This window comes from Virgibacillus ndiopensis (genome assembly GCF_900187325.1).
Classification (GTDB): domain Bacteria; phylum Bacillota; class Bacilli; order Bacillales; family Amphibacillaceae; genus Virgibacillus_E; species Virgibacillus_E ndiopensis.
Map to the genome: position 1 here is coordinate 760,209 of NZ_FZMZ01000005.1, position 25,939 is coordinate 786,147.

A 25,939-nucleotide genomic window follows, 5' to 3' on the forward strand; every position below is an offset into this window, starting at 1 on the left:
TTTGCCCCATATTGGAGCCACTTTATTAGATTGCTCAGGAGGTGCCTTTCCCTTATTGCACTATTATCCAGCTCACACTATTCCGGACTCGCTTCAAATAGAAATCAATAAGTACTTTTTCTCCCTCATAGCAATAAAAATTATCATAGAAATATGTACAAATAATACTTTATAAATCAATGATTTGTCAATTAATACACTTACTTAAATTTGTCCAATTGTTTTAAAAACTTCTTTGTTTTTAAGAAATATCCGCCATAACGATCATAATAAGCATCCAAAATTTGGCGCAATAATAATATATTTTCGTTCTTTAATGATATTTTACCAATTCGTTCAAGACCAACACTTGTAAAAAGATGAAAAAGTCTTGCGATCGTATCAGGCAACCGAATTGACTCAGTATCGATATGTAAACACCTTTTACAAAGTAAACCACCCTCAACAATAGAAAATAAGAAGAGAGATTCTTTATTACCACAGTTAACACAACGGTCTACTATTGGGGCGAATCCACCCTTAACAAATAGTTTAAGCTCATACATCATAACTGGTATATCGGAATTTTCATTTTCTGCTATCCACGTTAACGTTTGGTACAGTTGTTCGTATAAATATGGTTCAGCTACTTTTGAATCAAGTAACTTATCCGTTAATTCTACAAGGTACGCAGCATAAGCAGTCTTTATTATGTCCTCTCGAATCGTTCGAAAAGAATTCACCATATCCCCTTGCTGAATTGTACTTAGCCCAGAATTAACATAAACCAAGAACTCACCATGAATGAATGGCTGCGTTACTGCAGCCATTCTACTTTTGGGTTTTTTCGCACCTTTAGCGATAGCTGTGAACTTCCCTATTTTCTTACTTAAAATTGTTACTAATTTATGTGTCTCTCCATAATCTTGCGTTTTGATTATGAGGCCTTCAATTTTTTCGAGCACACAGCGTCACCTTTCCTATCATTTGATACTGTATATGCTACATTTTTGTATCTAATTGAGTGATTTCTTCGTTTCCATCTTGAATTGGGTCTGGTGAATTGGGATTCACTTCTAACTCTTTCAATAACAAATAGGTTTCAATGTTTCCCGTCTGACTAAATAACTTCCAAGTAAAGTCGATCACAAGAAACCCCGCCTTTCTTAAATATTATTTGAAAAAGCACTCATTAATAGAATTACCACTGTACTATAAAGAATGAGTTTTAAATTTTACCATGTTTAATATTCATCACTTCGAAAACCAAATTCACGTAATTGGTTTTGTTTGTTTCGCCAATCCTTTTGAACCTTTATCCACAGTTCTAAATACACCTTTGTTCCAAGCAATGCTTCAATATCTTTGCGTGCGTTTTTTCCAATTGTTTTCAACATACTTCCTTGTTTTCCAATTAAAATCCCTTTTTGTGTTTTTCTTTCAGTCACAATAGTTGCTTGGATGAAAATAGCATTTGATTCTCTTTTCTCGATGTTTTCAATTATTACTGCAATGGAGTGGGGAATTTCCTCCCTTGTCAATTGCAAAACTTTTTCCCGAATTAACTCTCCAATAATAAATCGTTCTGGATGATCGGTAACTTGATCTTCTGGATAATATTGTGGTCCTTCAGGTAAACGTTCCTTAAGTAGTTCAAGTAAATGAGTAACGTTATTTCCTTGTAAAGCTGAAATAGGGATTATTTCTTCAAAATTATGTTTATCCTTGTACTTTTCAATTAATGGAAATAACTCGTCCGGGTGGATCAAATCAATCTTATTAATAATAAGAAAAACTGGTCGTTTAACCTTTTCTAATCGGTCCAAAATATATTGATCACCTTTGCCATAACCTTCATTTGCATTAATCATGAACAACACTGCGTCTACTTCATTCAATGTGTTTTCAGCTATTTTTACCATAAAGTCCCCTAAGCGATGCTTCGGTTTGTGTATTCCTGGTGTATCAATGAAGACCATTTGTGCATCATCTTGTGTTAAAACACCTTGTATCTTATTTCGGGTAGTTTGAGCCTTATCACTCATAATTGCAATCTTTTGACCAATGACTCTGTTCATAAACGTTGATTTTCCTACGTTAGGTCTCCCGATTATTGCAATAAAGCCTGATTTAAAGTTGTTTTCCATGCTGTATCCTCCGGTCCTCGAAAAGAAAAATGCTATACATATTCAATATTTTTTATAGGAGCTTTCCTTATGCTCGAGAGTATTTCTTTATGTTTATTTTATAATACTACAAATGCAATCTATTTTCATGCAATCGACAAAAGCTTTAAAAAGATTATTTACTTTATCAAAAATTGACATAGATATTAAATATGTAGGGGATTTAAGGTAGATGCATAAAGCAGTGGATTTGGTGGGGAAAGCGACTATGTTGAAAAGATTCAACGTAGAACCCTTTAATGTAAGGGTTCTACATGAAAAAAATTAGCTTAGGTATAAAAATGATTAAACCGACAATAGCTGCAATTATTGCTGAAATTAAAACAGAACCTGCAGCAATATCTTTAATAACTTTTGCCTTAGGATGGATATCTGGCTTAAGATAATCGATTATTTGTTCAATGGCAGTATTGATCATCTCCGCTATTAATACTAGTCCTATTACCAATAAAATGATAGACCATTCCAAAACCGACAAATGTAAAATAAATCCAATAATTATAACAATTGCAGCCGAACTAATATGAATTTGGAAATTCCGTTCAGACTTGATAGTTTTCACAAGACCATTCCATGCATAAGAAAAACCGATTGAATTCTTTCCTTTTTTATCGTGTGAGCCCGAATTCATCTAAAATTTCCTCTTGTTTTTGAAACATTTGTGCTTCGTCTACGTTATTCATATGGTCATATCCTAATAAATGAAGAAAGCCATGAACGGTTAGAAAACCTAATTCTCGTTCAAACGAATGGTTATAATCTTCAGCTTGTTCTTTAGCTCTATCAACTGAAATGACAATATCTCCTAATGTGAGCGGCATATCATCTCCAACAACATTTAACTCCCCTTCTACTGTTTCTTGTAATGCAAAAGAAATTACATCGGTAGGTCTGTCTTGCTGGCGATAATTTCGATTTAATTCTTGGATTTCATCATTATCAACAAAACTTACTGATACTTCTGCTTCATTAGAAATCCCTTCTTTTTTTGCAGCTAACAGCAATAAACGCTGTAACATGTCAATGTCATCAGTAGGAACTGTGTTAGTTTGATCATGAAAATCAATATACATGTTATTTTGCCTCCTTCATAGGATATTGAATTCTTGAATGGAATATCCCTTTTAAAGTTTCACAAATCGTCTTTTGAATCTTATTCAACTCTTTCATTGTAAGCGGACTCTCATTTAATTGTCCATCCATTAGCCGATCATTAATAATTGAAGCGACTATTTCCTCTATTTTTTGCTCTGTTGGTTCTTTTAATGATCGCACCGCCGCTTCAACAGAATCACAAATACATACAATCGCAGCTTCTTTTGTTTGCGGCTTTGGTCCGGGATAACGAAAATCAATTTCTTTTACATGTTTGTTCGTTTCTTTTTCTTTATAATAAAAGAATTTTAATAATGTTGTTCCATGATGCTGTAAAGCAATATCAATAATTTCTTTTGGTAATTTATGTTTTTTTAGCATCTTAGCCCCATCATATGGATGGTTTATAATAATTTCTGCACTTTGCCTTGGCTGTATGACATCATGCGGATTTTTAATGGATAATTGATTTTCTATAAAATAATGCGGTCTTACCGTTTTCCCAATATCATGATAATATGCCCCTACTCGAGCCAATAACCCATTTGCTCCTATTGCCTCACAAGCCGTTTCGCTTAAATTAGCAACCATAAGAGAATGATGGTATGTACCAGGTGCCTCCGTTAAAATCTTTCGTAATAGGGGCTGATTTGCACTCGATAATGATAATAACTTAATATCTGATAGAATTCCTAAGCCTGTTTCAAAAAACGGTAACAAACCGATTGTTAATACAGCTGATAAAATAGCTGAAGCAAATCCAAAACCTGACTGATAAATTAGGTCACTTAGTGAATATTTTTCAAAGGAAAGAAATAAAAATAATAATACAGTAAAAATATTTACAACAGCCATTCCTATTCCAGCTTTTACAATAGCTAATCTATCTTTAACATTCATTAAGAAAATAATGCCACCAATTTGGGAGAAAAAGAAATAAATACCTGCTTCAACATTTAAAGACCCTGGAATTTCACCGTTAAAAATAATACTACCTAGTATAGCGTATAAAATTGCCAATACAATCGCTAATCGTTCATGAATCAGCTGTTTTAGCAATAATGCACCGGTCGCTACAGGTACAACAAAGAATAATTGATTGATTTGCGTTGTGAAAAGGCTGGCAACTTTCATCAATGCTATAACAATAAAACTTATTATTAAGATTGAAGCAACTGTCCCTTTGTCCAATTTCTTTATCTTGTCTATTAGATACATTTCATAGAAAATCACACCCATGATTAATACAATTAACAAAGCTAAGCCTATTAGTGGATATATATTTCGTTCCTTGTTTAATAAACCTACTAATTTCAATTCTTCATAAATTTCATTCGTGATGGTCTGTCCCTCTCGAACAATTATTTCCCCAGCCCTAATGACAACCGGCTCTACACTACTTGCAGCTTCTTTTCTTGCATCCATGGTTTTCTCTACATCAAAAAACGAATTTTCTACAACAGCGAATTCACTTAACGAAATTAATGCCTGTCTTACATTATTACCTACACTTGAATATTTTACTTTTTGTTTCAGCTCAGCTACAGCACTTTGAACATTTTCAGTTCGAACACCATTGTTTAATACTTCTGATAAAGAGGTGATAAACAACTTTTTAGCTTCCTCGCGTTCTTCCTGTGTTGCCTCGAGTAGATGAATTAACATGGAGTCATTAATCTTCTCCGTTATTTCAGGTGAAAGTATATTCTGAAGACGTTGCACCTTTTCCTGAGTAGTTAATGATACATCTTGTTTTTCATCGTTAGAATCCTGTACATTTTTTTCATTACTATCCTCTAACTTCTCAATTGCATCAAAAATTTCATTAATATACCCTATTTGTTCGTCAGTAGTTTCATTCGATATATTAAATCTGTCTTCAACTGACTGAACGGTTTCCCGGGTTTTTCGTGTTGTTTCTTTTTCATTCTCTATCGTTATTGGTGAACGTATTGTTTCTTTCGCATAGTTAAAACGTTCAATATCATACGTTTCTGTAAAAACATTATTTAAAGTTAGCATGAAAAAGAAGATACCTAATACGACAACAGGTATTACAATTGTTATCCAAATTGATTTTAAATTTAATAAATAATCGATAAGCTTTGTTATCTTTTTCAGCATGCTTTTCCCCTCACCATCAGAAACGTATATACAGAAATAAGACCCAATTCATTAGGGTCTTACTTCGCGGAAATATCTAATTCGTTTTCTCATAAGCATCAATAATACGTTGTACTAAAGGATGTCTAACTACATCTGTTTGGTTTAAATGAATAAACGAAATTCCCTTTACATGGGATAAAAGTTGACTAGCCATCTGCAATCCTGATTTCACACCTTTAGGTAGATCAACTTGTGTGATATCTCCAGTTATGACCATCTTCGACCCAAACCCTAAACGCGTCAAAAACATTTTCATTTGCTCTGGAGTTGTATTTTGAGCCTCGTCCAAAATAACAAATGCATCATCCAGTGTCCTACCACGCATATAAGCAAGTGGAGCTATTTCTATAGTTTCTCGTTCAATAAGCCGAGCAGTATGTTCAGCCCCTAAAACATCGTGTAAAGCATCATATAGTGGACGTAAGTATGGATCGACTTTTTCCTTTAAATCTCCTGGTAAAAATCCTAAACTTTCCCCGGCCTCCACTGCTGGACGAGTAAGAATAATTCGTTTTACCAATCCATTTTTCAACGCATGAACCGCCATTACTACTGCTAAATATGTCTTTCCAGTACCAGCTGGGCCAATGCCAAATACAAGGTCATTCGTTTTAATTGCTGCAATGTAACTTCTTTGCCCTAACGTTTTTACTCGTATGGACTTACCTTTAACATTTTTTGTTATTTCATCTTCGAATAGCGTTTCCAATTGATTGATTTTGCCATTCTTAGCCAATTCAACTGCGTAAACAACATCGCGTTCTGATATTGTTAATCCTTTACGAATAATAGATAAAAGAGTTAATAAAATATCCTGAACTAATGTAATATCATCAGTCGTTCCAGAAACGCTGACTTGTTCCCCTCTAGTTACAATTGAAACATTTAATTGTTCCTCAAGTTGTTTTAAATATTTATCGTTGGTACCAAATAATGCTAACGCTTCATTTGGATTTGTAATTTGTAGATCAATTGTATTTAGGTTCTCCGACATAATCAATCTCCTTGTATTGGATCTGCTCTTGCTATATCTTCTTCTACCATCATATATAAGATTAATTTAACTTTACCATTCTCGGTTGTTTCTTGCAAAATTTTTTCTGATATTATTTTAGCATCTGGTTCCAGCCTCAACAATAGTTCACTTTTAGCTTGTTTAATTCCAACATTGATCGCTTCTTCTTTCGTTCGTTTTACTTTATTATACGTCTTTTCATTTAAAGTGGTTTCAACAAAATTGATCGGCAATTCCCATTTAAAAAAGTTAATTGGATTTTCATTTATCTCTTTATGAATATTTTCATACTCAGGCTCACCAAATCCCCAAATCGGTACCTTAAAATCGCCAAACTTTAAGGAATACTTTTTTTCCTTTTCACCTGTAAGCAATTCAAAATTAGCATTTAATGGCACTGTAACTTCTGTTTTGTACCATGTTTCAGCAATTATCTCCCCTTCTGCTGTAACATATTTTGATTTCCCCTCATTTTTCTTTTTATCTGATTCAGATTCCCCAGCAGGGTCAATTTTACCTGAAACTAGTATGTCTCCAGGCTCCACATAATCATTTACCCTAACTTTTGAAAGCCCCTTTGATACGTACATATTCTTGATAACACCTTTTTTTGTTGCAACAAGGTTTCTTGGTCCTTGTACTTCTTTTTCCTTTACAATTGATTTCTCAACACCCTCAAGATAATAGGTTGTCCCTTTTTTACTCACACCAATCCACAGCAATTCCGGTATATCATTAACCAGCTTTTGTTGTAGGACACTTGGTGGAGCTTGGGATAGACTCCATGCTCCGGGATGAACACCATAATTATTCAATTGTTTTACAATTTTCTTTTCGGTGTCCTTTGATACACTTGTTATTTTTACTTCCCAGATTATATTTGATAAAAATATAATTAATAAAATGCTTATTAAAAGTCCAAAAACGATTTCTTTCCTTCGTGTTATTCGTTTTAACAAAAATGGGGTCCCTGACTTGTCTATAAAAGCTATCTTGTAATTAGTTTCTCTCCTAATTCGTTTAATATTTTTTATATCATGGAGCCTGACTTTTCCACTACACTCCGTTTTTCCTTGTTTTTTTATGTCCCATACAGGGACCCCTCTTTTCACGCATTTTTGAAAAAAAAGCTCTGGCTTGTGCCCTGTTACTAATATAGTTACAGAACCAGTTATATACGATCCTTGTATCTTTTTCATGTCCGCCTCCTTTAAATAACATTCATTAATCTGGTTATTATCCTGGTAAAAACTTAACCTCTGTAATATTTCCTTCAAGTAAAATTTCTTCTGGTAACATTGTTTTCAATACAAACGATGATCCAAGAATTTGGATAAACCCTTTTTTTGTTTTTAGTTTAAGCTCCGTTTCAGAGTAAGTAACAAGTCCTTGATGATTCTCGATATAGACATGTATTTGTCCAATCATTGTAATCCGAGGTAGTTCCAGTATTACATCGGAAGGAAGTGCCAGGTATTTCGTTAACCACGGACCTATTCGTTGATGCAAACTTTTCACGTATACAGAGCCCCCTCTCACATTCATGTTTATGATAATGAACAATAGATAAGAACAAAAAAAGCCCCAAGGATAGAATGCACCATATGCACGCTTATTCCTTGAGGCACTTTAAGTAGCCTATTTTCTACGATTTTCTATTACACTCTTATATGGCTTAACCGCTCTAGGTGGACCTAAAACTTCTGCCATAATAATACCATCAACCAATCCTTTTCCTGTCAAATTACGTTTAACCTGCTTTTTCATCTTTGTTTTTTGTTGAGTATCATAACGAACCTGTTTGTTAATCGTATTGCCAATGATAGCATCATGGTTAAGGTCTTCCTGAGACGATTTCCGATTTGCATTCATTCGTTCTGCCAATTGCTGCATTTGTTTTTCTTGCTGTTCTTTCAATGTTTGCGTGTTTATAGATGCTTGAGTTGACGATGAATGACGTTGCGATTGACCACTTCCGCCAGAGGGCGTTGTAGTCGGTTTTGGAACCTGATATGGTTTGTTATGTTCTCCATCAGAGTTCTTATTTGATTTATCTTTTAAAAAGCCAACAATACCGCCAATGATGGCTAAAACCACAAGAAAATTTCCGAAGATGGCATCAAATATCCCTTCCATCATAGCCCACCTCCTTTACAGACAAGTTAGACCTATTATTTATCGTTTTCTTCACTGTCATCTTTGGAAAGCTTTCCGATTGTGTCACGCATATCAGTATCAGCATCAATGTTTTTGTAGTTCATATAATCCATCACACCTAAATTACCAGAACGTAACGCTTCAGCAAGGGCTCGTGGTACATCAGCTTCCGCTTCAACAACTTTCGCACGCATTTCTTCAACTTTTGCAACCATTTCTTGCTCTTGAGCAACAGCCATTGCACGTCTTTCTTCGGCTTTCGCTTGTGCAATATTTTTATCCGCTTCAGCTTGGTCTGTTTGTAAAATGGCTCCGATATTTTTGCCGATATCTACATCAGCGATATCAATCGATAAAATTTCAAATGCTGTTCCTGCATCTAATCCTTTACTTAATACATTATGAGAAATCGAATCAGGATTTTCTAATACTTTTGTATGCGCCTCTGAACTACCAATTGTGCTAACGACACCTTCACCAACACGTGCAATAACAGTCTCTTCACCGGCACCACCAACAAGACGATCGATATTTGCACGAACTGTAATTCTAGCTTTTGCTTTTACTTCAATACCATCCATCGCGATACCAGCAATAAACGGCGTTTCAATTACCTTTGGATTTACACTCATTTGAACTGCTTCAAGAACGTCCCGACCAGCTAAATCAATAGCAGCTCCACGTTCAAAGCTTAGTTCAATATTAGCTCGGTGTGCAGCAATTAAAGCATTAACCACTCTATCAACGTTACCTCCAGCAAGATAATGACTCTCAAGTTGATTTGTTTGAACATTTAGTCCTGCTTTATGAGCCTTAATTAAAGGATTAATTACTCTTGAAGGCACGACTCGACGCAATCGCATCCCTACTAATGTAAATATTCCTACTTTAACACCTGCTGCTAATGCACTAATCCATAGCATTACAGGTATAAACGTAAATAATACTGCAACTGCAATTATAATGACCCCGATTATTATAATCGGCATTAGTTGTTCTAATTCCATTTCCTACTCCTCCTAAAATTTCTATTTATTTTTTATATTTCTCGAACGACAACACGAACTCCTTCTACTTTAACCACTCTTATAGATTTATCCTTTTGAATAAAACTTCCTTCAGAAACAACATCTATACGTTCATTATCAAATGAAGCGATTCCAGAAGGACGTAACGGAGTAACAGTCACCCCCTCTAAACCAATAAGTTCTAATCGATTAACAGATGATACGTATCCCAATTCCGTAGAAGTTTGATCTTTTAAAATAATATGTCGGAAAAAACCTTTTTCCATTCCAATCGTCTTAAACAAGATAATAGCTGCCACAATAGCGACTAGGAATGCAATACCAATACTCATTGACATATGCCCTAAATCCTGACCAGACAATAACAGTGACCAAACAATTGATCCTATCCCCAATAATCCAACAATTCCGCCTGGCACAAAAAATTCCGCAATAATTAAAACAATACCTAAAACAAGCAAAATAATTGCTTCAAATCCAGCTAATCCTGCAACGATATGCCCATAAAAGAACAAGACAAGTGACAGTAACCCCATTATTCCAGGAATACCAAATCCCGGTGAATACAGCTCTACAATCAGACCAAGACTTGCTATAGACAAAAGTATTGGAACTACTACTGGATTCGTTAAAATTCCTGCAAGTTCTTCTGATAATGTAGGTTCCATTTCAACAACTGTGGACTTACTTAAACCTAGTTCACCTAATAAGTCGACCCTATCCTCTACCGTACCTTTCGAATATTCCGTCTCAATTGCAGTTGAAGGATCTAATGTTAAAAACTCACCCTCTGGTGCCCCGTATTCTGGTAGGTCAATGTTAGGATCTGCCATTGCTGCAGCAAATAAAGGATCTCTCCCCTTGGATTCTGCTGCACTTTTCATAGCTGAAAGCCATGCAGATTGAGCCTTTTTGTCGGCAGCTGTTCCATCCTGATTAATTACACCACTAGCACCCATTGTTGCTTGAGGATTCATATAAATTGAATCTGTATTTAAGGCAATATACGAACCTGCAGACAACGCTTGGTTTACAACATATGCTGTAGTAGGAATATCAAGATTTTGAAGGAGTTCGGCAATCTGGCCAGCTACATCAACCCGGCCACCAGGCGTATCAATTTCAAATATTATGTGATCAGCACCAGCTTCTCTAGCTTCCTTTGTTGCTCTGGTTAGGAAAGCTTCCAATCCCTTTTCGACTTCATCTTCAATAGGAATAACGTATACTAGCTTTCCATTGCCATCATTTTCGGCATGTACGACATCGGTTTTATCTATTGATAATAACATAATAGCTAAAACTAATAATATGTATGTTAGCAACCTCCTTTTCAGCAAATTATACCACCCCCTTTTACTCCTTGCTAATTATACGAATGCTATCATCTATAGGTTTCATTTTATCCGAATAATACATATTTGCCAAAAATACCTCAATACTAATTTTAGCACAATAAAAAAGATACTTTTTATCTATAAGAAAAGGTCCTTGCCAATCTTGACAAGGACCCACCCGGTGTACTTATTCAGTAATGAGTTTTTAACTTAAATTCTTTTGTACAAGCTGGTTTATTTTAGAGCCATCAGCCTTTCCTTTTACCTTTGGCATAATAGCACTCATTACTTTACCCATATCTTTTTTAGATGTTGCATTAACTTCTTGAATCGTCGACTGAACTATTGCCACAAGCTCATCTTCTGATAGCTGTTGTGGCATATATTCCTGTAAAATATTGATTTCAATTTCAAGTTTTTTAACAAGATCATCACGTCCAGCTGTTTTAAATTCTTGGAGGGAATCAGTTCTTTGCTTTAACTCTCTAGACAAAATAGTTAACTCTTCGTCTTCTGAAAGATGATCGTTACCAAGTTTAATCGATTCATTTTGCAATGAAGCTTTTACCATCCGAATAACACTAAGGGTTTCCTTATCCTTATTCTTCATCGCTTGCTTCATATCTTGATTCAGCTGTTCTAGTAATGACATGTTTAAGCACCCACTTTAGTATTTACGCTTTCTAGCAGCTTCAGATTTCTTCTTACGTCTAACGCTAGGTTTTTCATAGTGTTCACGCTTACGATATTCTTGCAGTGTTCCACTTTTTGATACACTACGCTTGAAGCGACGAAGAGCATCCTCAAGAGACTCGTTTTTACGAACGCGAGTTGTATTTGACATGCTAATTTCCCCTCCCTCCGAAGCATAAAACAAGATTGTACAGGCATAATAGCATTGTATAACATGCCTTCTGTAATTATAATATAACCTATCAAACAGGTCAACAAATTTTCAATGAAGAAAATAGAAATCGATATAACAAATGAAATTATATTGTTTAGTAATCAGAAGTTCCTTTATTTCCAGCTATAATATCTACACCAGCACTGGCACCTATTCTAGTAGCTCCAGCATCGATCATTGCTTTTGTTGATTCTAAATCACGTACTCCACCCGATGCTTTTACACCCATTTCACTACCTACTGTTTGACGCATTAACTTAATATCCTCTATAGTTGCACCGCCACCAGAAAAGCCAGTTGATGTTTTTACAAAGTCAGCACCAGCTTCTTTCGCTAATTTACATGCTCGTACCTTTTCATCTTCTGATAGTAAAGAAGTTTCGATGATTACTTTTGTCAAAGCTTTACCTTTTGCTGCATTCACTACTGCCTCTATATCCTGTAGAACAACATTGTCTTTATTTGATTTTAATGCTCCAACGTTGATCACCATATCTACCTCAGTAGCACCATCTTTAATTGCCTTATTTGTTTCAAATACTTTAGTTTCAGTAGTTGTAGCTCCCAAAGGAAATCCAATAACTGTACATACCTTTACATCTGTATCTTTTAAACGCTGATAACAATACGATACCCAGTACGGATTTACACATACTGATGCAAATCCATGTTCACTTGCTTCTTCAACAATTTGACTTATTTTTTCTTCTTTTGTTTCTGGTTTTAATTGCGTATGATCAATATACTTTGCAAGGTCTTTACTCATTCATAACTTCCTTTCTCATCTGTTGTACGTACCTCTTCGCTAATGATAGCATGGTTTCACTAAAAAATCTATCTAAAAAATAATCCCGGATTCAATCAGGAACCGGGATATTATGAAATTACTTCAATATTTTTATTAGTAGCTTTATCCATAATTCTTACAAAAGTTCCTTCATTATACGGATAACCGGACTTTGTAATTTTCACACGTACAATCTGCCCAATCATTTCTTGACTACCAGAAAATACTACTTTCAAATAGTTGTCTGTATAACCAACAAGCAAATCAGGATTATTTTGATCTGGCATGCGTTCCTCTGGAATTACTTCTAACACTTCATTCTCGTATTCTGACGCATACTCATTTGCCAGTTGATCTGATAATTCAATCATACGATGCACACGATGATCTTTAACAGCATCGTCAACTTGCTCCTTCATTCGTGCTGCTGGAGTACCAGTTCTCCTTGAAAAAGGAAAAACATGAAGTTCAGAATAACCAATTTCCTTAATAAAATTGTATGTTTCCATAAATTCTTCTTCTGTTTCCCCCGGAAAACCAACTATAACATCAGAAGTAATAGCAAGTCCTGGTAACGCTTTACGAATCTTTTCTACTTTTTGTTTATAATATTCACTTGAATACTTCCTGCGCATCCTTTCGAGTACTGTATCAGATCCAGATTGCAAAGGTATGTGTAAATGACGCACAATTTTTTCCGATTTATCTAGTACATCAATTACTTCGTCCGTAATTTGACTTGCTTCAATTGAAGATATACGAATCCGTTTTAACCCATCAACCTTCGTTTCTAATTCCCTAAGAAGTTTTGCAAAATTATAGTCGTTCATGTCTTCTCCATAACCTGCAGTATGAATGCCAGTTAATACAATTTCTTTATAACCTGCATCAACTAAACGCTGTGCTTGAACAATTACATCTTCTGGTCTTCTAGAACGCAACAAACCACGTGACCAAGGGATAATACAAAATGTACAAAAGTTATTACATCCTTCTTGAATTTTCAAAGAAGCCCGTGTACGATCTGTAAATTCTGGAACATCCATTTCTTCAAATACACGGTTTTTCATAATATTTGTAACACCATTAATTGGTTCACGTGTTTTTAGATGTTCTTCAATATAACCAATCATACTTTTTCGATTTTGTGTACCGACAACAATATCAACTCCAGGGATTTCCATAATTTCTCCCGGAGAGGTTTGTGCATAACATCCTGTCACACAAACCACTGCTTCAGGGTTTTCCCGGACAGCACGCCTTATTATCTGGCGACTTTTCTTGTCTCCGGTATTGGTAACGGTACATGTATTAATAACATAGACGTCGGATTGACGGTCAAATTCGACACGTTCATATCCATTATCTTTAAACATGTTCCAAATTCCTTCAGTTTCATAATGGTTAACTTTACAACCTAATGTGTGAAATGCTACTGTTGGCATCATAAATACCTCAATTCTTCAAAATGATAAGAAATACTAGCTAAAACATAAAGTGGAGCAGTTTCTGTTCGTAATATTCGTGGCCCTAATCGCACAGAATAAAAATCATTTGCTTTAAATTTTTCAACCTCATCTGTAGAAAAACCGCCTTCTGGACCAATACAAACAAGTACATTCTGCCCTTTTTCAATCGTACTGACTAATTTTCCAAATGATTGATGTTCTAACACTTTAGCCTCTTCTTCATAAGCAAAGATCTTAACATCATATTGTTTACTCGCTTCGATTAATTCCTCTATTCCCAAAACTGGTTTTAATTCAGGTATCCTGTTCCGATGACTTTGTTCACTTGCTTCCTTCACTATTTTAGAAAACCGATTCATTTTCTTTTCTGCTTTTTTCGCATCCCAAACTACTACTGATCTTGCAGCTTGAAACGGAATAAACGCTTCAGCGCCTAGTTCTGTACCTTTTTGTAATACATATTCAAATTTATCACTCTTTGGTAAGCCTTGTGCAATAGTTACGTTCACCGGTAATTCAGCGTTATCTTTTAACCACTCCTGTACTTGTACCGTAATATCTCCTTGCCCTACAAAAGTAATGATACATTTAGCAGCTCGACCATTAGGATGGTTACATATAATCATACTACCTTCTTTATACCGCATAACTTTAGAAATGTGATGAGCGTCATCTCCTGAAATGTTTACTTCATGATTGTGCCAGTTTTTTTCAGGGACAAAATAGCGTTGCATAAGGAGCACCTACTTTTATTAAATCTTCTTTGCTATAATGGAAACCCAATCTTCCATTTCATTTACTTCTAAAATTTCAAAACCATTTTTCTCCAATTCATCTTTAACCAAACTTTTTTTGGCTTGAATGATTCCTGAAGTGATAAACAACCCATTATGTTTTAGATTATTCCATGCATCCGAAATAAAGCGGACAATAATTTCAGCTAAAATATTGGAAACAACAATATCCGCTTCAAAGTTCACATGATCCAATAAATTATTTTGCTTCGTTATAATTTGTTGATCTACTTTATTAAGTTTTGTATTAAGTTTAGTACTTTTAACAGCTACTTCATCTAAATCATATGCATATACCTTTTTGGCTCCAAGTAAAACAGAGGCAATACTCAAAACACCAGTCCCACACCCAACATCAATTAACTCGTCATCTTTCTGAATATATTGTTCAAGTCCCTGTATACTTAATACAGTTGTCGGATGTGTGCCAGTTCCGAATGCCATACCTGGGTCTAATTCAATAATTAATTCGTCGCTTGATACTGGTGGATAGTCTTCCCATGTAGGTGTGATGGTAATCTTCTTTGATATTTTGACAGGCTTGTAATATTTTTTCCATGCTGTCGCCCATTCTTCCTCATTAATCTCACTAAGGGTTACCTGGTTACTCCCCAGATCAATATCATATAACATTAATCCGTTAATCGCCTGCTTTATTTCATTAACTGTTTCACCTAAAAAACTGTTAACAGGTAAATAGGCCTTAACATATACGCCTTCTTCTGGGTATTCGTTTGGATCAAGTTCATAGATTTCCCCATAGGTATTGTCACGTTCTTTTACTAAATCCAGTGGATCTTCAATTACCACACCACTTGCTCCAGTTTCATGAAGTATATGAGAAATTGGCTCAATAGCTTCATTCGTCGTATGAATGCATATTTCTGACCATTTCAATACAACCCACCCATTTCTTAGAAAATCCTAACAGGTTTTCTTTTTTAATATGTAAATGAGGCTGGGACAAAAGTGTTTTAACCAAAGAAAAATCCGAATGATATAATGGTTGGTGCTATAATTCGCTCCGGAAATATACTTCGCTTTCCGCGGGTGGCTGTTGAGCCTCCTCGTGCTGGCGCACTCCGGGTCTCACCCATGCCTTTCCTCCCGCAGGAGTCTACGTATATTTCCTCCACTAAAACAGCACTTTGTTTATACTTAAGAAGTTTAGTTATGTCCCAGCCTCATTATTTTGCCAAAGGCTGTTAAAGAGATAGATAAATATACAACTGTTTAGCTACATCCATCTCCATGCTTTTGAATATTATTCACTTTTGAACGCTTTTTTAAAACGTTGAAAAAATGATCCATCTTGTTCATCTGTTGCTTCATTACCGCCTATTTCATTAAATTCTCTTAGTAATTCTTTCTGTCTGTCTGTTAACTTTTTAGGGGTAACAATACGCACTTTAATATGTTGATCACCTTGACCATACCCACGAACATTTGGCGCCCCTTTACCCTTCAAACGGAATACTTTCCCTGTTTGCGTTCCTGCAGGTATTTTAAGCATTACTTTGCCATGTACTGTTGGAACTTCTATCTCATCTCCAAGAGCTGCTTGGGTAAATGTGATAGGAAGCTCACAATAAATGTGATCACCTTCACGCTCGAAAAACTCATGCGGCTTAATTTGAACTACTACATACAAATCACCCGCAGGACCTCCATTTACGCCTGGTTCACCTTTTCCGGAAACACGTATTTGTTGTCCTTCGTCAATCCCAGCAGGTATATCAATGTGTATATTTTTTTGTTTTTTAACCTTCCCGGTACCACCACATGTATTACATTTTTCTGGGATGATTTTTCCAGACCCATTACAATGATGACATACTCGTCTATTCACAACACGGCCAAATGGTGTATTCTGTTCTGTATTTAACTGTCCTGAACCATTACAATGTGAACATGTTTTCGTCTTCGTACCAGGCTTTGCACCTGAACCATTACATGTATCACAATTCTCCTCTTTCGGAATACTTATATCCGTTTCTTTACCAAAAATTGCTTCCTCAAAATCTAATACCATTGTATATTGTAAATCAGCGCCTTGCTGAGGTGCGTTTGGATCACGTCTACGTCCACCTCCACCAAAGAACATATCAAAAATATCACCGAAACCACCAAAATCTTGGGCGCCGCCTCCAAAACCGCCAAAGCCTTGACCCTGTGCACCAGCATGACCGAATTGATCATATTGAGCGCGCTTTTGTTCATCACTTAAAACTTCATATGCTTCTTTTGCTTCTTTAAATTTATCAGCCGAATCCGCTTCCTTATTTACATCAGGATGGTATTTTCTAGCTAATTTTCGATAGGCTTTCTTTAATTCATCTTTTGATGCGTCTTTCCCAACGCCAAGTACATCATAATAATCACGCTTACTCACTTGTCAATCACTCTCCCGACACTATTGCAATACTTTTTATCTTATCATCATTTAGTGCTCGAAAGCAACTAAACCCCTTATAGTAAAAAAGCCAAAGTCAAGAGAATCCTGACTTTGACTTTTTTAATTAGGTTCTATTATTTTTTGTTTTCTTCATCGTCCACTTCTTTATAATCTGCATCTACAACATCGTCATCACCATTTTGGCCATCTTGACCTTGTGCAGCTTGAGCATCTTGTTGCATTTGTTCATATAATTTTACAGATAATTGTTGAACCTGTTCCTGTAATGCTTCTTTCTTTTCTTTAATTTGATCTAAGTCGTCAGATTCAATTGCTTTTTTCAATTCTTCTTTAGCATCTTCTGCTTTTTGTTTTTCATCATCTGATACTTTATCGCCTAGATCTTTAATTGTTTTGTCAGTAGTGAAGATTAACTGATCTGCTTCATTACGTAATTCAACTTCTTCACGGCGTTTCTTATCTGCATCTGCATTCTCTTCTGCTTCTTGCACCATACGCTCAACTTCTTCATCTGAAAGACCTGAAGATGATTTAATTGTAATTGATTGTTCTTTATTAGTACCCATATCTTTTGCTCGTACATTTACAATACCGTTAGCATCGATATCGAATGACACTTCGATTTGTGGTACGCCACGTGGTGCTGGTGGAATATCAGTTAATTGGAAACGACCAAGTGTCTTGTTGTCGGCTGCCATTTCACGTTCACCTTGTAATACATGGATATCAACAGCTGTTTGATTGTCTGCAGCAGTTGAGAAAACTTGTGAATGACTTGTCGGAATCGTTGTATTACGTTCTATTAATTTCGTAAATACACTACCCATCGTTTCAATACCTAGTGAAAGTGGTGTAACGTCTAATAATACAACATCTTTTACATCACCTTGGAGTACGCCACCTTGGATTGCTGCACCAAGGGCAACAACTTCATCAGGGTTTACTCCTTTTGAAGGTTCTTTTCCAATTTCACGTTTAATTGCTTCTTGAACAGCCGGAATACGTGTAGACCCACCTACTAGAATCACTTTATGAACTTCATTTGCTGAAAGATCAGCATCTCTAAGAGCTTTACGTGTTGGTACCATCGTACGTTCAACTAAATCAGAAGAAAGTTCGTCAAATTTAGCACGAGTTAAGTTCATTTCCAAGTGTAATGGACCAGCTTCTCCAGCAGTAATAAATGGTAACGAAATTTGTGTTTGCGTTACACCAGAAAGGTCTTTTTTCGCTTTTTCAGCAGCATCTTTCAAACGTTGCATTGCCATTTTATCTTTTGATAGATCAATACCGTTTTCTTTTTTGAACTCTTGTACTAGATGATTGATGATAACTTCATCAAAATCATCCCCACCTAAACGGTTATCTCCAGCAGTTGATACTACTTCAAACGTTCCATCACCAATATCTAGGATAGAAACATCAAACGTACCACCACCTAAGTCATATACAAGAATTGTTTGATCTTGATCATCTTTATCAATACCGTAAGCCAAAGCAGCAGCAGTCGGTTCATTAATAATACGTTCAACTTCAAGTCCTGCAATTTTTCCTGCGTCTTTTGTAGCTTGACGTTCAGCATCATTGAAATAAGCCGGAACAGTAATAACAGCTTTTTCTACTTTTTCACCTAAGTAATCTTCAGCATATGATTTAATATGCTGTAAAATAATTGCTGAAACCTCTTGAGGAGTGTATTCTTTGTCTTCAATTTTTACTTTATAATCTGTACCCATATGACGCTTAATTGATTGAATTGTATTAGGGTTTGTAATTGCTTGACGTTTTGCAACTTCACCTACTTGACGCTCACCATTTTTAAATGCGACTACAGATGGTGTTGTGCGGTTACCTTCCGGATTAGGAATTACTACAGCTTCCCCGCCTTCCATCACCGATACACATGAATTTGTTGTTCCTAAGTCAATTCCGATTATTTTACTCATAATCATTTTCCTCCTTAACTACTCAACCATTATTTATTTATTTACTTTTACCATTGCTGGTCTAATGACTCTATCTTTAAGTATATATCCTTTTTGTAACTCTTCTACGATGATATTAGATTCCATTTCCTCATCTTCTATTTGCATAACAGCGTGATGAAGATTAGGATCAAATGATTTTCCTTCTGTTTCTATTTCTTCTACACCTTGTTGTTTGAGAGCATCTTTGAGTTGTCGATAAACCATTGTAATGCCTTCTACAAAACTTGCATTTTCTTCTGTAATCTCTAATTGTAACGCTCTTTCAAAGTTATCAATCGCAGGTAAAAGGTCATTCACTAAATCTTGAGATTTATATTTGCGATCACTTTCTTTTTCTTTTTGTGTACGCTTTTTAAAATTATCAAATTCCGCTTGATTTCGCAGCAATTTCTGATAAAGTTCATCTTTCTCTTTAATTAGATTATCAACTTCTTCTCTTAGTGTTTCCATTTTACTCTCATCTGAATCCAAATGCTGTTGTTCCTTTTCATTTGCATCAATTACTTCAGTTACTTCTGGTTCATTAGATTCTATGATTTCTTCAGTATTTAAGTCTTTGTTTTCTTCTGCCATTATAGCCACCTCCTCTACAAAATCGCCATGTAAGACTATATCATGATTAATATTTAAAATAAACTCTCAACATAAAGAAGTGATGGGAATGAGAGCCCCCATCAATACTAGATCAACTACCAGCCCTGCACCTTGTTAGCGTTTGGCTTTCTGCTAATTAATCATTGTTTTTATACCACATATATAATGCCTCAGTCATTTCATTTGATAGAGCATTTAATAGTGTAATTACTTTTTTATATTCCATCCTTGTTGGACCAAGTAAAGCAATCGTACCCATTTGTTCTTCTCCTAAATGATAAGTTGCGGTGATGAGACTACAATCCTTTATAGCATCTACCTTATTTTCATGACCAATTGTCACCTTTATCCCATCAGTTGTAGCTTTTAGCATATCAGCTATTTCTTCTTCTCTTTCCATCATCGTGTAAAAAGAACGCACCTTATCAATGTCCTTAAATTCAGGCTGCATCAACATATTCGTTTTACCGCCAAAATATAGTTTGACAGGGTGTTCGTTGAAAAAGGCTGCTTTTAAATAATCAAATGATTTTTCAAAATCATTTACGTACATCCTCATAAGTGACAGAACTTCCGTATTCAATTTTTCAGGTAATCGTAGAATTGGTACACCTTGTAATCGATCATTTAAAATGTTAACCATCTTTTCCAATTCCGATGAAGACATCTCAGTTGGAATCGAGAATGCTCGATGTTCAACATGCCCTGTATTTGTTATTAAAATACAGACTGCAGTTTGTGGTGTCAATGTAACGATTTGCAGTTGCTTTAATTTAGTTTCAAACACTTCAGGCCCCAAAATAATCGAAGTATAATTCGTTATATCCGATAGCACCTCGGCAGATTTTTGAACGATTTGCTCAAATTCAAATATCCCATCCTGAATGACATGTTTAATCACGTTAATATCATCAGGCGCTATTTGTGGTGATAATAAATTATCAACATAAAAACGATACCCTTTTTCTGATGGAACTCTACCAGAAGATGAGTGAGTCTTTTCTAAATATCCCATATCTTCTAAATCAGCCATAACATTTCTGATTGTAGCAGGACTAAAAGAAATGTCCTCCTTTTTAGATATCACACGAGATCCAACTGGTTGTGCTGTTTGGATGAAATCATCAATAATGACTTGTAAAATCAATAACTGTCTTCCTGTTAACATGATGATCACCTCTGTTAGCACTCTCGTTTAACGAGTGCTAATTCTATTAATAAATTATCAAATCCTTATTTTTTTGTCAACGAAGATGATTCAAATCTTTATCATCTAAAAGAAATTGTTCAAATACTTCGTTTCCAAAAAGAATTCCTTGATCTGATAAATGAATTGCCTCAGTATCATTAATCAACCATCCCTTTTGTACGAGGCAGGAAATTGATTCACTATATAGACTATCGAATTTAAAACCGAATTTATGCTCAAAATTATTCCTATTTATCCCGCTTAACTTTCTTAAACCTAAAAATAATTCTTCTTCAATATTTTCTTTCAGACTTATTTGGTCCGTTGTTAATATCGGTTTACCATCTTCCATTGCTTGCTTCACATATGCAGGCAATGGACGTATATTACCTGTTCGTTTGCCTGGTAAATAACCATGTGCACCAGCGCCAAACCCATAGTAATAATCATTATTCCAATATGTTAAATTATGTTTACTTTCATATCCGGGTTTCGCAAAATTGCTGATTTCGTATTGTTCAATACCATTTTTCCGCATCGTATTTCGAAGCAATTCATACATCTCTACTTCATCTTCTTGTGGTGGCCTATGCAATTTACCCTTCTTAAACTTGTTGTAAAATACTGTCTTAGGTTCAATCTGCAATGCGTAGGTTGAATAATGCGGAAGATCAAATTGAATCGCCTCATCTAAAGTCTGTTTAAAATTTTCCACTGTTTGATTTGGCAGTGCATAAATTAAGTCAATACTAATATTGGAAAGTCCGTATTGTTGTAAATGATTAATTGTAGTATATACATCCTTTACTTTATGCAATCGTCCAATTTCTTCAAGCATTTTATCATCAAATACTTGAACGCCTAATGAAATTCTGTTTATACCATAACTCTTAAGTAGTTTAATTTTATCAGTATCAAAATCACCGGGATTTGCTTCGATCGTATATTCATCACAATTCTCAATATCAAATTTGTCCATAATCGTTTCCAGTATACTTCGTAATTGTTTGAAAGTTAAAGCTGTTGGAGTTCCCCCACCAATAAAGATTGTTTTTACTTTATTATTTTTACCACTTACATTTACGTTTATTTCATTTTTAAGTGCCTCAACGTATTCATCTGCAAGTTTTTCATTATAAAAAAACTTGGTAAAATCACAATAGTGACATATTTGTTGACAAAATGGTATATGGATATACACAGATTGTACCAAATGAATCCTCTCCTACCTACTACTTAGACTACAAAAAGAATAGGGTCAAACTATTTAAGTTCTCCCCCATCCTAGTTACTTTTCGTTTAATCATCATTCATTTGTAACACTGCCATAAATGCTTCTTGTGGAACTTCTACTGAACCAACCATTTTCATTCTTTTTTTACCTTCTTTTTGCTTCTCTAACAGTTTTCGTTTTCGTGAAATATCTCCACCATAACATTTAGACAAAACGTTTTTCCGCATTGCCTTAATGGTTGATCGTGCAACAATTTTGTTCCCGATTGCAGCCTGAACAGGAACCTCAAATTGTTGTCTTGGTATCAATTCTTTAAGTTTATCAACTATTTGCTTTCCGCGTTCATACGAAAAGTCACGATGTACGATAAAAGATAAAGCATCTATTGTTTCCCCATTAAGTAAAATATCCATCTTAACAAGATCCGAAACTCTATAACCAATAAGATCATAATCAAAAGAAGCATAACCCTTTGTCTGTGATTTTAATTGATCAAAGAAATCATAAACAATTTCAGATAATGGAATATGGTAAACGACATTAACACGGATATCATCTAAATATTCCATATCGACAAACTGACCACGTTTCTTCTGACATATTTCCATTACAGTCCCAACATAATCGTTTGGTACCATAATTGTTGCTTTGACATACGGCTCTCGAACTTCTTTAACCTTTTGAGGATCGGGCATAATAGAGGGATTATCAACCTCAATTGTTTCATCGTTTGTTTGCTCCACTTCATAAATTACACTTGGAGCAGTAGTGATTAAATCAATATTAAATTCCCGCTCAATTCTTTCTTGTATGATTTCCATATGCAATAGTCCCAAAAAGCCACAACGAAAACCAAATCCTAATGCCTGGGATGTTTCAGCTTCATATTGTAAGGAAGAATCGTTTAATTCTAGGCGCTCAAGTGCTTCTCTTAAATCATTGTATTTGTTTGAATCAATTGGGTATAGCCCACAAAAAACCATTGGATTTAATTTCTTATAACCCGGTAAAGGTGTATCTGCTTGATTGTTAGCAAGTGTTATCGTATCCCCAACGCGTGAATCGCCAACGTTTTTGATTGACGCTGTCAAATACCCAACATCCCCAACTGTAAGTTCTTTTTTACTGAGTGGTTTTGGTGTAAATACGCCTACTTCATTTACTTCAAACTCTTTTCCGGTTGCCATCATTTTTATCTTATCGCCAACTTTAACGGAACCTTCTTTAACACATATATAGGCAATAACCCCGCGGTAAGGATCGTATAACGAATCAAAAATTAAACCTTTTAACGGCTCCTCGCTGTCTCCTGGCGGTGCAGGAATTGCTTCAACAATACGTTCTAGAATCTCATCTATTCCGATACCATCTTTTGCCGAAGCAAGTATTACATCATCACCATCAATACCGATAACATCCTCTAATTCTTTTGTAACACGGTCTGTATCAGCGTTTGGTAAATCAATTTTGTTAATAACCGGGATAATTTCTAATTCATTATCTAAGGCAAGATAAACATTTGCGAGAGTCTGTGCTTCAATACCTTGTGCGGCATCCACTACTAGTATTGCTCCTTCACATGCAGCAAGACTTCTCGAGACCTCATATGTAAAATCAACATGGCCTGGGGTATCAATTAAATGAAACGTAAACTCTTCCCCACTTTTACTTTCATAATGTAATTGTACAGCGTTTAATTTAATTGTAATTCCTCGTTCACGTTCTAAATCCATAGCATCAAGAAACTGTTCTTTCATTTCACGCTGTGTTAATGCTTTTGTATTTTCTAAAATTCGATCTGCTAACGTAGACTTTCCATGGTCTATATGAGCAATAATCGAAAAATTACGGACATTTCTTTGTTTTTTCACCATCAGTGATGTTCACTCCTACGTGTTTAATGCGACGTTAACTAGCATTGATTATAGCAATTGCATTCAATACATTCAATCATTAATAAATGTAATCATGCAAAAACCCTTTAACATTAAGTAATTTTAAGCAACTACTTAGTAGTTAAAGGGTTTTTAACACAATGTCTAAAAAAATAATTCAGCAATTTGATAGACGATTAGGACTACCATATCATAAAACCACTTGATTCCAGTTTCCAAAAAGGACGCCATTTTCTGCGTGAAATGAGGAGAGGATTCAACACTTATCGTTTGATCACTTACGTTTTCCGTCAAATTTTCCTTATTTTTTATGGTTGTATCTTCTTTTGGAGTTTTTACTACTATCTCTTCTATTTTATCATTGGGGCTTCCATCAACGTTTTGGCCGCGATCAATTCCAAGAAGCATCCCTGTCAAGAAAAATACCGCCAACAACAATAGAACAATAAAGGATCGAATCATTTTTATTCCTCCTTCGAATCCGCATTTACTTTCTCGGCATCCCAATAAAAGTCACTAAATACTTCAGCTAAAGCATCTGCAGAACGATAAAGTTCTTCTAAGTTGTTGTACACCCCACCAATCTCGAATGTTAGTGCATTATTCGATAAATCTTGATTGTATACGCCATTATGTCCGCGACCACCCTGTGTAAAAATCCCTCGACTTAAACCAGGGTATTTTTTTTTCATAAGTTTGTGTATTTTATTAGCTAATTTTAAATTTTCAGTGTTAGCATAATCCTGGCCAATTACTATCGCTATTCTGGCATAATCCTTTCCATTGATTGTCTTCGTTGTTTCTTCCTTACCTATGGCATCCCTATGTATATCAAATACATATTGGATATCTTTGTTTGAGGTAATAGCTTCTTTAACAACTGGGCGAGATGCAGTATATGCCTTTCCATAATCCCAATCTTTACTATTTAGGATATTCATTATATTTGTATGATCCACAGTAGTTCCGATTCCATTTGCTTCTATAGACTTCGCTAGTCGATCACTAACCTTTGTAATATTAGCCGTTTTATGATGAGCTAAATTAGGATCATTCACACCAGGCAGAAGTGGCAAGAATGACTCCGTATTATGTGTATTATAAATAAACACTACATCTCTTTTTCCAGTACTTGGGTTTTCATCTTTATTATCCGTTTTCTTTGACTCTTCTTCAGGTTCGTCCACCACTGCTTTACGATCTTTTAAAACTTCTTCAAGTGGTGGTGATGATTCAACAGGTAAATTTGTATAATCGGTCCCTTCACCTGCTACAATAATTTTCGCACCGAATAAAGCAAATCCCGGTAGTTCATTACCTAGCAGACTCTTAGGATCATTGGGCTTTATATTAGTTGCTAGATGAAAAAGAGTAGTCGATAGCTTTGGCAACCTTTCATTTTCTGGAAAAGCTTCTTGAAAAGCTCTATTTTCCATTCCTAATAAGTGTAAAAATGTGGAACCATCTATTTCACTTGTCCACTCTGTAATCGTATGAGAAGAAAACCGGTAAGCTGGAGATATAGTTGTTAAAACACCTATGACAATGAATAGAATAATGATACAAACCAAATATATTCCGCTTTTCTTATATAAACGATTTACTATTCGATTAGGGCTCTTATAATCATTTTTATGGATCATTGTTCCATCCTTTCTGAACTGTCATTGGTAAAATCTATGACGTATATTCAGAAACTAGAA

27 protein-coding genes are annotated in these 25,939 nt (G+C 35.2%); all 27 read right to left on the bottom strand.

What is annotated here, in order from left to right; all coding sequences use genetic code 11:
• Window positions 1-200: 200 nt before the first annotated feature.
• Window positions 201-944, bottom strand: coding sequence for a DNA repair protein RecO (recO, locus tag CS937_RS11215; protein WP_099158537.1), 744 nt, complete (start codon window positions 942-944; stop codon window positions 201-203).
• 37 nt (window positions 945-981) lie between these two features.
• Window positions 982-1,128 (bottom strand): YqzL family protein, encoded by a 147-nt coding sequence (locus CS937_RS11220; RefSeq protein WP_099158538.1) that lies wholly within the window; start codon window positions 1,126-1,128, stop codon window positions 982-984.
• A 95-nt stretch (window positions 1,129-1,223) separates the two neighbouring features.
• A complete protein-coding gene (gene era, locus CS937_RS11225) occupies window positions 1,224-2,126 on the bottom strand; it encodes a GTPase Era (RefSeq protein WP_099158539.1) in 903 nt (300 codons plus the stop codon).
• A gap of 289 nt (window positions 2,127-2,415) precedes the next feature.
• Window positions 2,416-2,796 carry a diacylglycerol kinase family protein gene (locus CS937_RS11230; RefSeq protein WP_099158540.1) on the bottom strand — a complete coding sequence of 127 codons (381 nt, stop codon included), beginning with the start codon at window positions 2,794-2,796 and terminating at the stop codon, window positions 2,416-2,418.
• The gene (gene ybeY / locus CS937_RS11235) at window positions 2,774-3,238 is read right to left on the bottom strand and encodes an rRNA maturation RNase YbeY (protein WP_099158541.1); all 465 of its coding nucleotides are present in this window, start codon (window positions 3,236-3,238) and stop codon (window positions 2,774-2,776) included. Before ybeY ends, CS937_RS11230 begins: the two co-directional genes overlap by 23 nt.
• A gap of 1 nt (window position 3,239) precedes the next feature.
• On the bottom strand, window positions 3,240-5,384 hold the full coding sequence (locus CS937_RS11240; RefSeq protein ID WP_099158542.1) for an HD family phosphohydrolase: 2,145 nt from the start codon (window positions 5,382-5,384) through the stop codon (window positions 3,240-3,242).
• Between the two features lie 76 nt (window positions 5,385-5,460).
• Window positions 5,461-6,420, bottom strand: coding sequence for a PhoH family protein (locus tag CS937_RS11245; protein ID WP_099158543.1), 960 nt, complete (start codon window positions 6,418-6,420; stop codon window positions 5,461-5,463).
• Between the two features lie 2 nt (window positions 6,421-6,422).
• The gene (gene yqfD, locus CS937_RS11250) at window positions 6,423-7,640 is read right to left on the bottom strand and encodes a sporulation protein YqfD (RefSeq protein ID WP_099158544.1); all 1,218 of its coding nucleotides are present in this window, start codon (window positions 7,638-7,640) and stop codon (window positions 6,423-6,425) included.
• Between the two features lie 37 nt (window positions 7,641-7,677).
• A complete protein-coding gene (yqfC, locus tag CS937_RS11255) occupies window positions 7,678-7,959 on the bottom strand; it encodes a sporulation protein YqfC (RefSeq protein WP_099158545.1) in 282 nt (93 codons plus the stop codon).
• 120 nt (window positions 7,960-8,079) lie between these two features.
• On the bottom strand, window positions 8,080-8,580 hold the full coding sequence (locus CS937_RS11260; RefSeq protein ID WP_099158546.1) for a hypothetical protein: 501 nt from the start codon (window positions 8,578-8,580) through the stop codon (window positions 8,080-8,082).
• Between the two features lie 32 nt (window positions 8,581-8,612).
• Entirely contained in the window at window positions 8,613-9,605 is a 993-nt protein-coding gene (gene floA, locus CS937_RS11265) for a flotillin-like protein FloA (RefSeq protein WP_099158547.1), read from the bottom strand.
• A gap of 32 nt (window positions 9,606-9,637) precedes the next feature.
• Entirely contained in the window at window positions 9,638-10,918 is a 1,281-nt protein-coding gene (locus CS937_RS11270) for an NfeD family protein (protein ID WP_099158548.1), read from the bottom strand.
• 250 nt (window positions 10,919-11,168) lie between these two features.
• A complete protein-coding gene (locus tag CS937_RS11275; RefSeq protein ID WP_099158549.1) occupies window positions 11,169-11,615 on the bottom strand; it encodes a GatB/YqeY domain-containing protein in 447 nt (148 codons plus the stop codon).
• A gap of 15 nt (window positions 11,616-11,630) precedes the next feature.
• Window positions 11,631-11,807 (bottom strand): 30S ribosomal protein S21, encoded by a 177-nt coding sequence (rpsU, locus tag CS937_RS11280; protein WP_072887896.1) that lies wholly within the window; start codon window positions 11,805-11,807, stop codon window positions 11,631-11,633.
• Window positions 11,808-11,964: 157 nt separating this feature from the next.
• Window positions 11,965-12,636: a deoxyribose-phosphate aldolase gene (gene deoC, locus CS937_RS11285; protein WP_099158550.1), complete on the bottom strand. Its 672-nt coding sequence runs from the start codon at window positions 12,634-12,636 to the stop codon at window positions 11,965-11,967.
• A 110-nt stretch (window positions 12,637-12,746) separates the two neighbouring features.
• On the bottom strand, window positions 12,747-14,102 hold the full coding sequence (gene mtaB, locus CS937_RS11290) for a tRNA (N(6)-L-threonylcarbamoyladenosine(37)-C(2))-methylthiotransferase MtaB (RefSeq protein ID WP_099158551.1): 1,356 nt from the start codon (window positions 14,100-14,102) through the stop codon (window positions 12,747-12,749).
• Window positions 14,102-14,860, bottom strand: a complete 759-nt coding sequence (locus tag CS937_RS11295; RefSeq protein WP_099158552.1) for a 16S rRNA (uracil(1498)-N(3))-methyltransferase — start codon at window positions 14,858-14,860, stop codon at window positions 14,102-14,104. Before CS937_RS11295 ends, mtaB begins: the two co-directional genes overlap by 1 nt.
• A gap of 18 nt (window positions 14,861-14,878) precedes the next feature.
• Window positions 14,879-15,817 carry a 50S ribosomal protein L11 methyltransferase gene (gene prmA, locus CS937_RS11300; protein WP_099158553.1) on the bottom strand — a complete coding sequence of 313 codons (939 nt, stop codon included), beginning with the start codon at window positions 15,815-15,817 and terminating at the stop codon, window positions 14,879-14,881.
• Between the two features lie 77 nt (window positions 15,818-15,894).
• Window positions 15,895-16,017, bottom strand: a complete 123-nt coding sequence (locus tag CS937_RS19820; RefSeq protein ID WP_281251894.1) for a hypothetical protein — start codon at window positions 16,015-16,017, stop codon at window positions 15,895-15,897.
• A 167-nt stretch (window positions 16,018-16,184) separates the two neighbouring features.
• Window positions 16,185-17,312: a molecular chaperone DnaJ gene (gene dnaJ / locus CS937_RS11305; RefSeq protein WP_099158554.1), complete on the bottom strand. Its 1,128-nt coding sequence runs from the start codon at window positions 17,310-17,312 to the stop codon at window positions 16,185-16,187.
• 137 nt (window positions 17,313-17,449) lie between these two features.
• Window positions 17,450-19,282, bottom strand: coding sequence for a molecular chaperone DnaK (dnaK, locus tag CS937_RS11310; RefSeq protein WP_099158555.1), 1,833 nt, complete (start codon window positions 19,280-19,282; stop codon window positions 17,450-17,452).
• 33 nt (window positions 19,283-19,315) lie between these two features.
• Window positions 19,316-19,897, bottom strand: a complete 582-nt coding sequence (gene grpE / locus CS937_RS11315; RefSeq protein ID WP_099158556.1) for a nucleotide exchange factor GrpE — start codon at window positions 19,895-19,897, stop codon at window positions 19,316-19,318.
• Window positions 19,898-20,054: 157 nt separating this feature from the next.
• Entirely contained in the window at window positions 20,055-21,086 is a 1,032-nt protein-coding gene (gene hrcA / locus CS937_RS11320; RefSeq protein ID WP_099158557.1) for a heat-inducible transcriptional repressor HrcA, read from the bottom strand.
• Between the two features lie 76 nt (window positions 21,087-21,162).
• Complete coding sequence (gene hemW, locus CS937_RS11325) at window positions 21,163-22,326, bottom strand: radical SAM family heme chaperone HemW (protein ID WP_483887742.1); 1,164 nt, start codon at window positions 22,324-22,326, stop codon at window positions 21,163-21,165.
• 80 nt (window positions 22,327-22,406) lie between these two features.
• Entirely contained in the window at window positions 22,407-24,215 is a 1,809-nt protein-coding gene (gene lepA / locus CS937_RS11330) for a translation elongation factor 4 (protein WP_099158559.1), read from the bottom strand.
• A gap of 165 nt (window positions 24,216-24,380) precedes the next feature.
• Entirely contained in the window at window positions 24,381-24,698 is a 318-nt protein-coding gene (locus CS937_RS11335) for a hypothetical protein (protein ID WP_099158560.1), read from the bottom strand.
• Window positions 24,699-24,700: 2 nt separating this feature from the next.
• Window positions 24,701-25,879, bottom strand: coding sequence for a stage II sporulation protein P (gene spoIIP / locus CS937_RS11340; RefSeq protein ID WP_099158561.1), 1,179 nt, complete (start codon window positions 25,877-25,879; stop codon window positions 24,701-24,703).
• Window positions 25,880-25,939 lie beyond the last annotated feature (60 nt).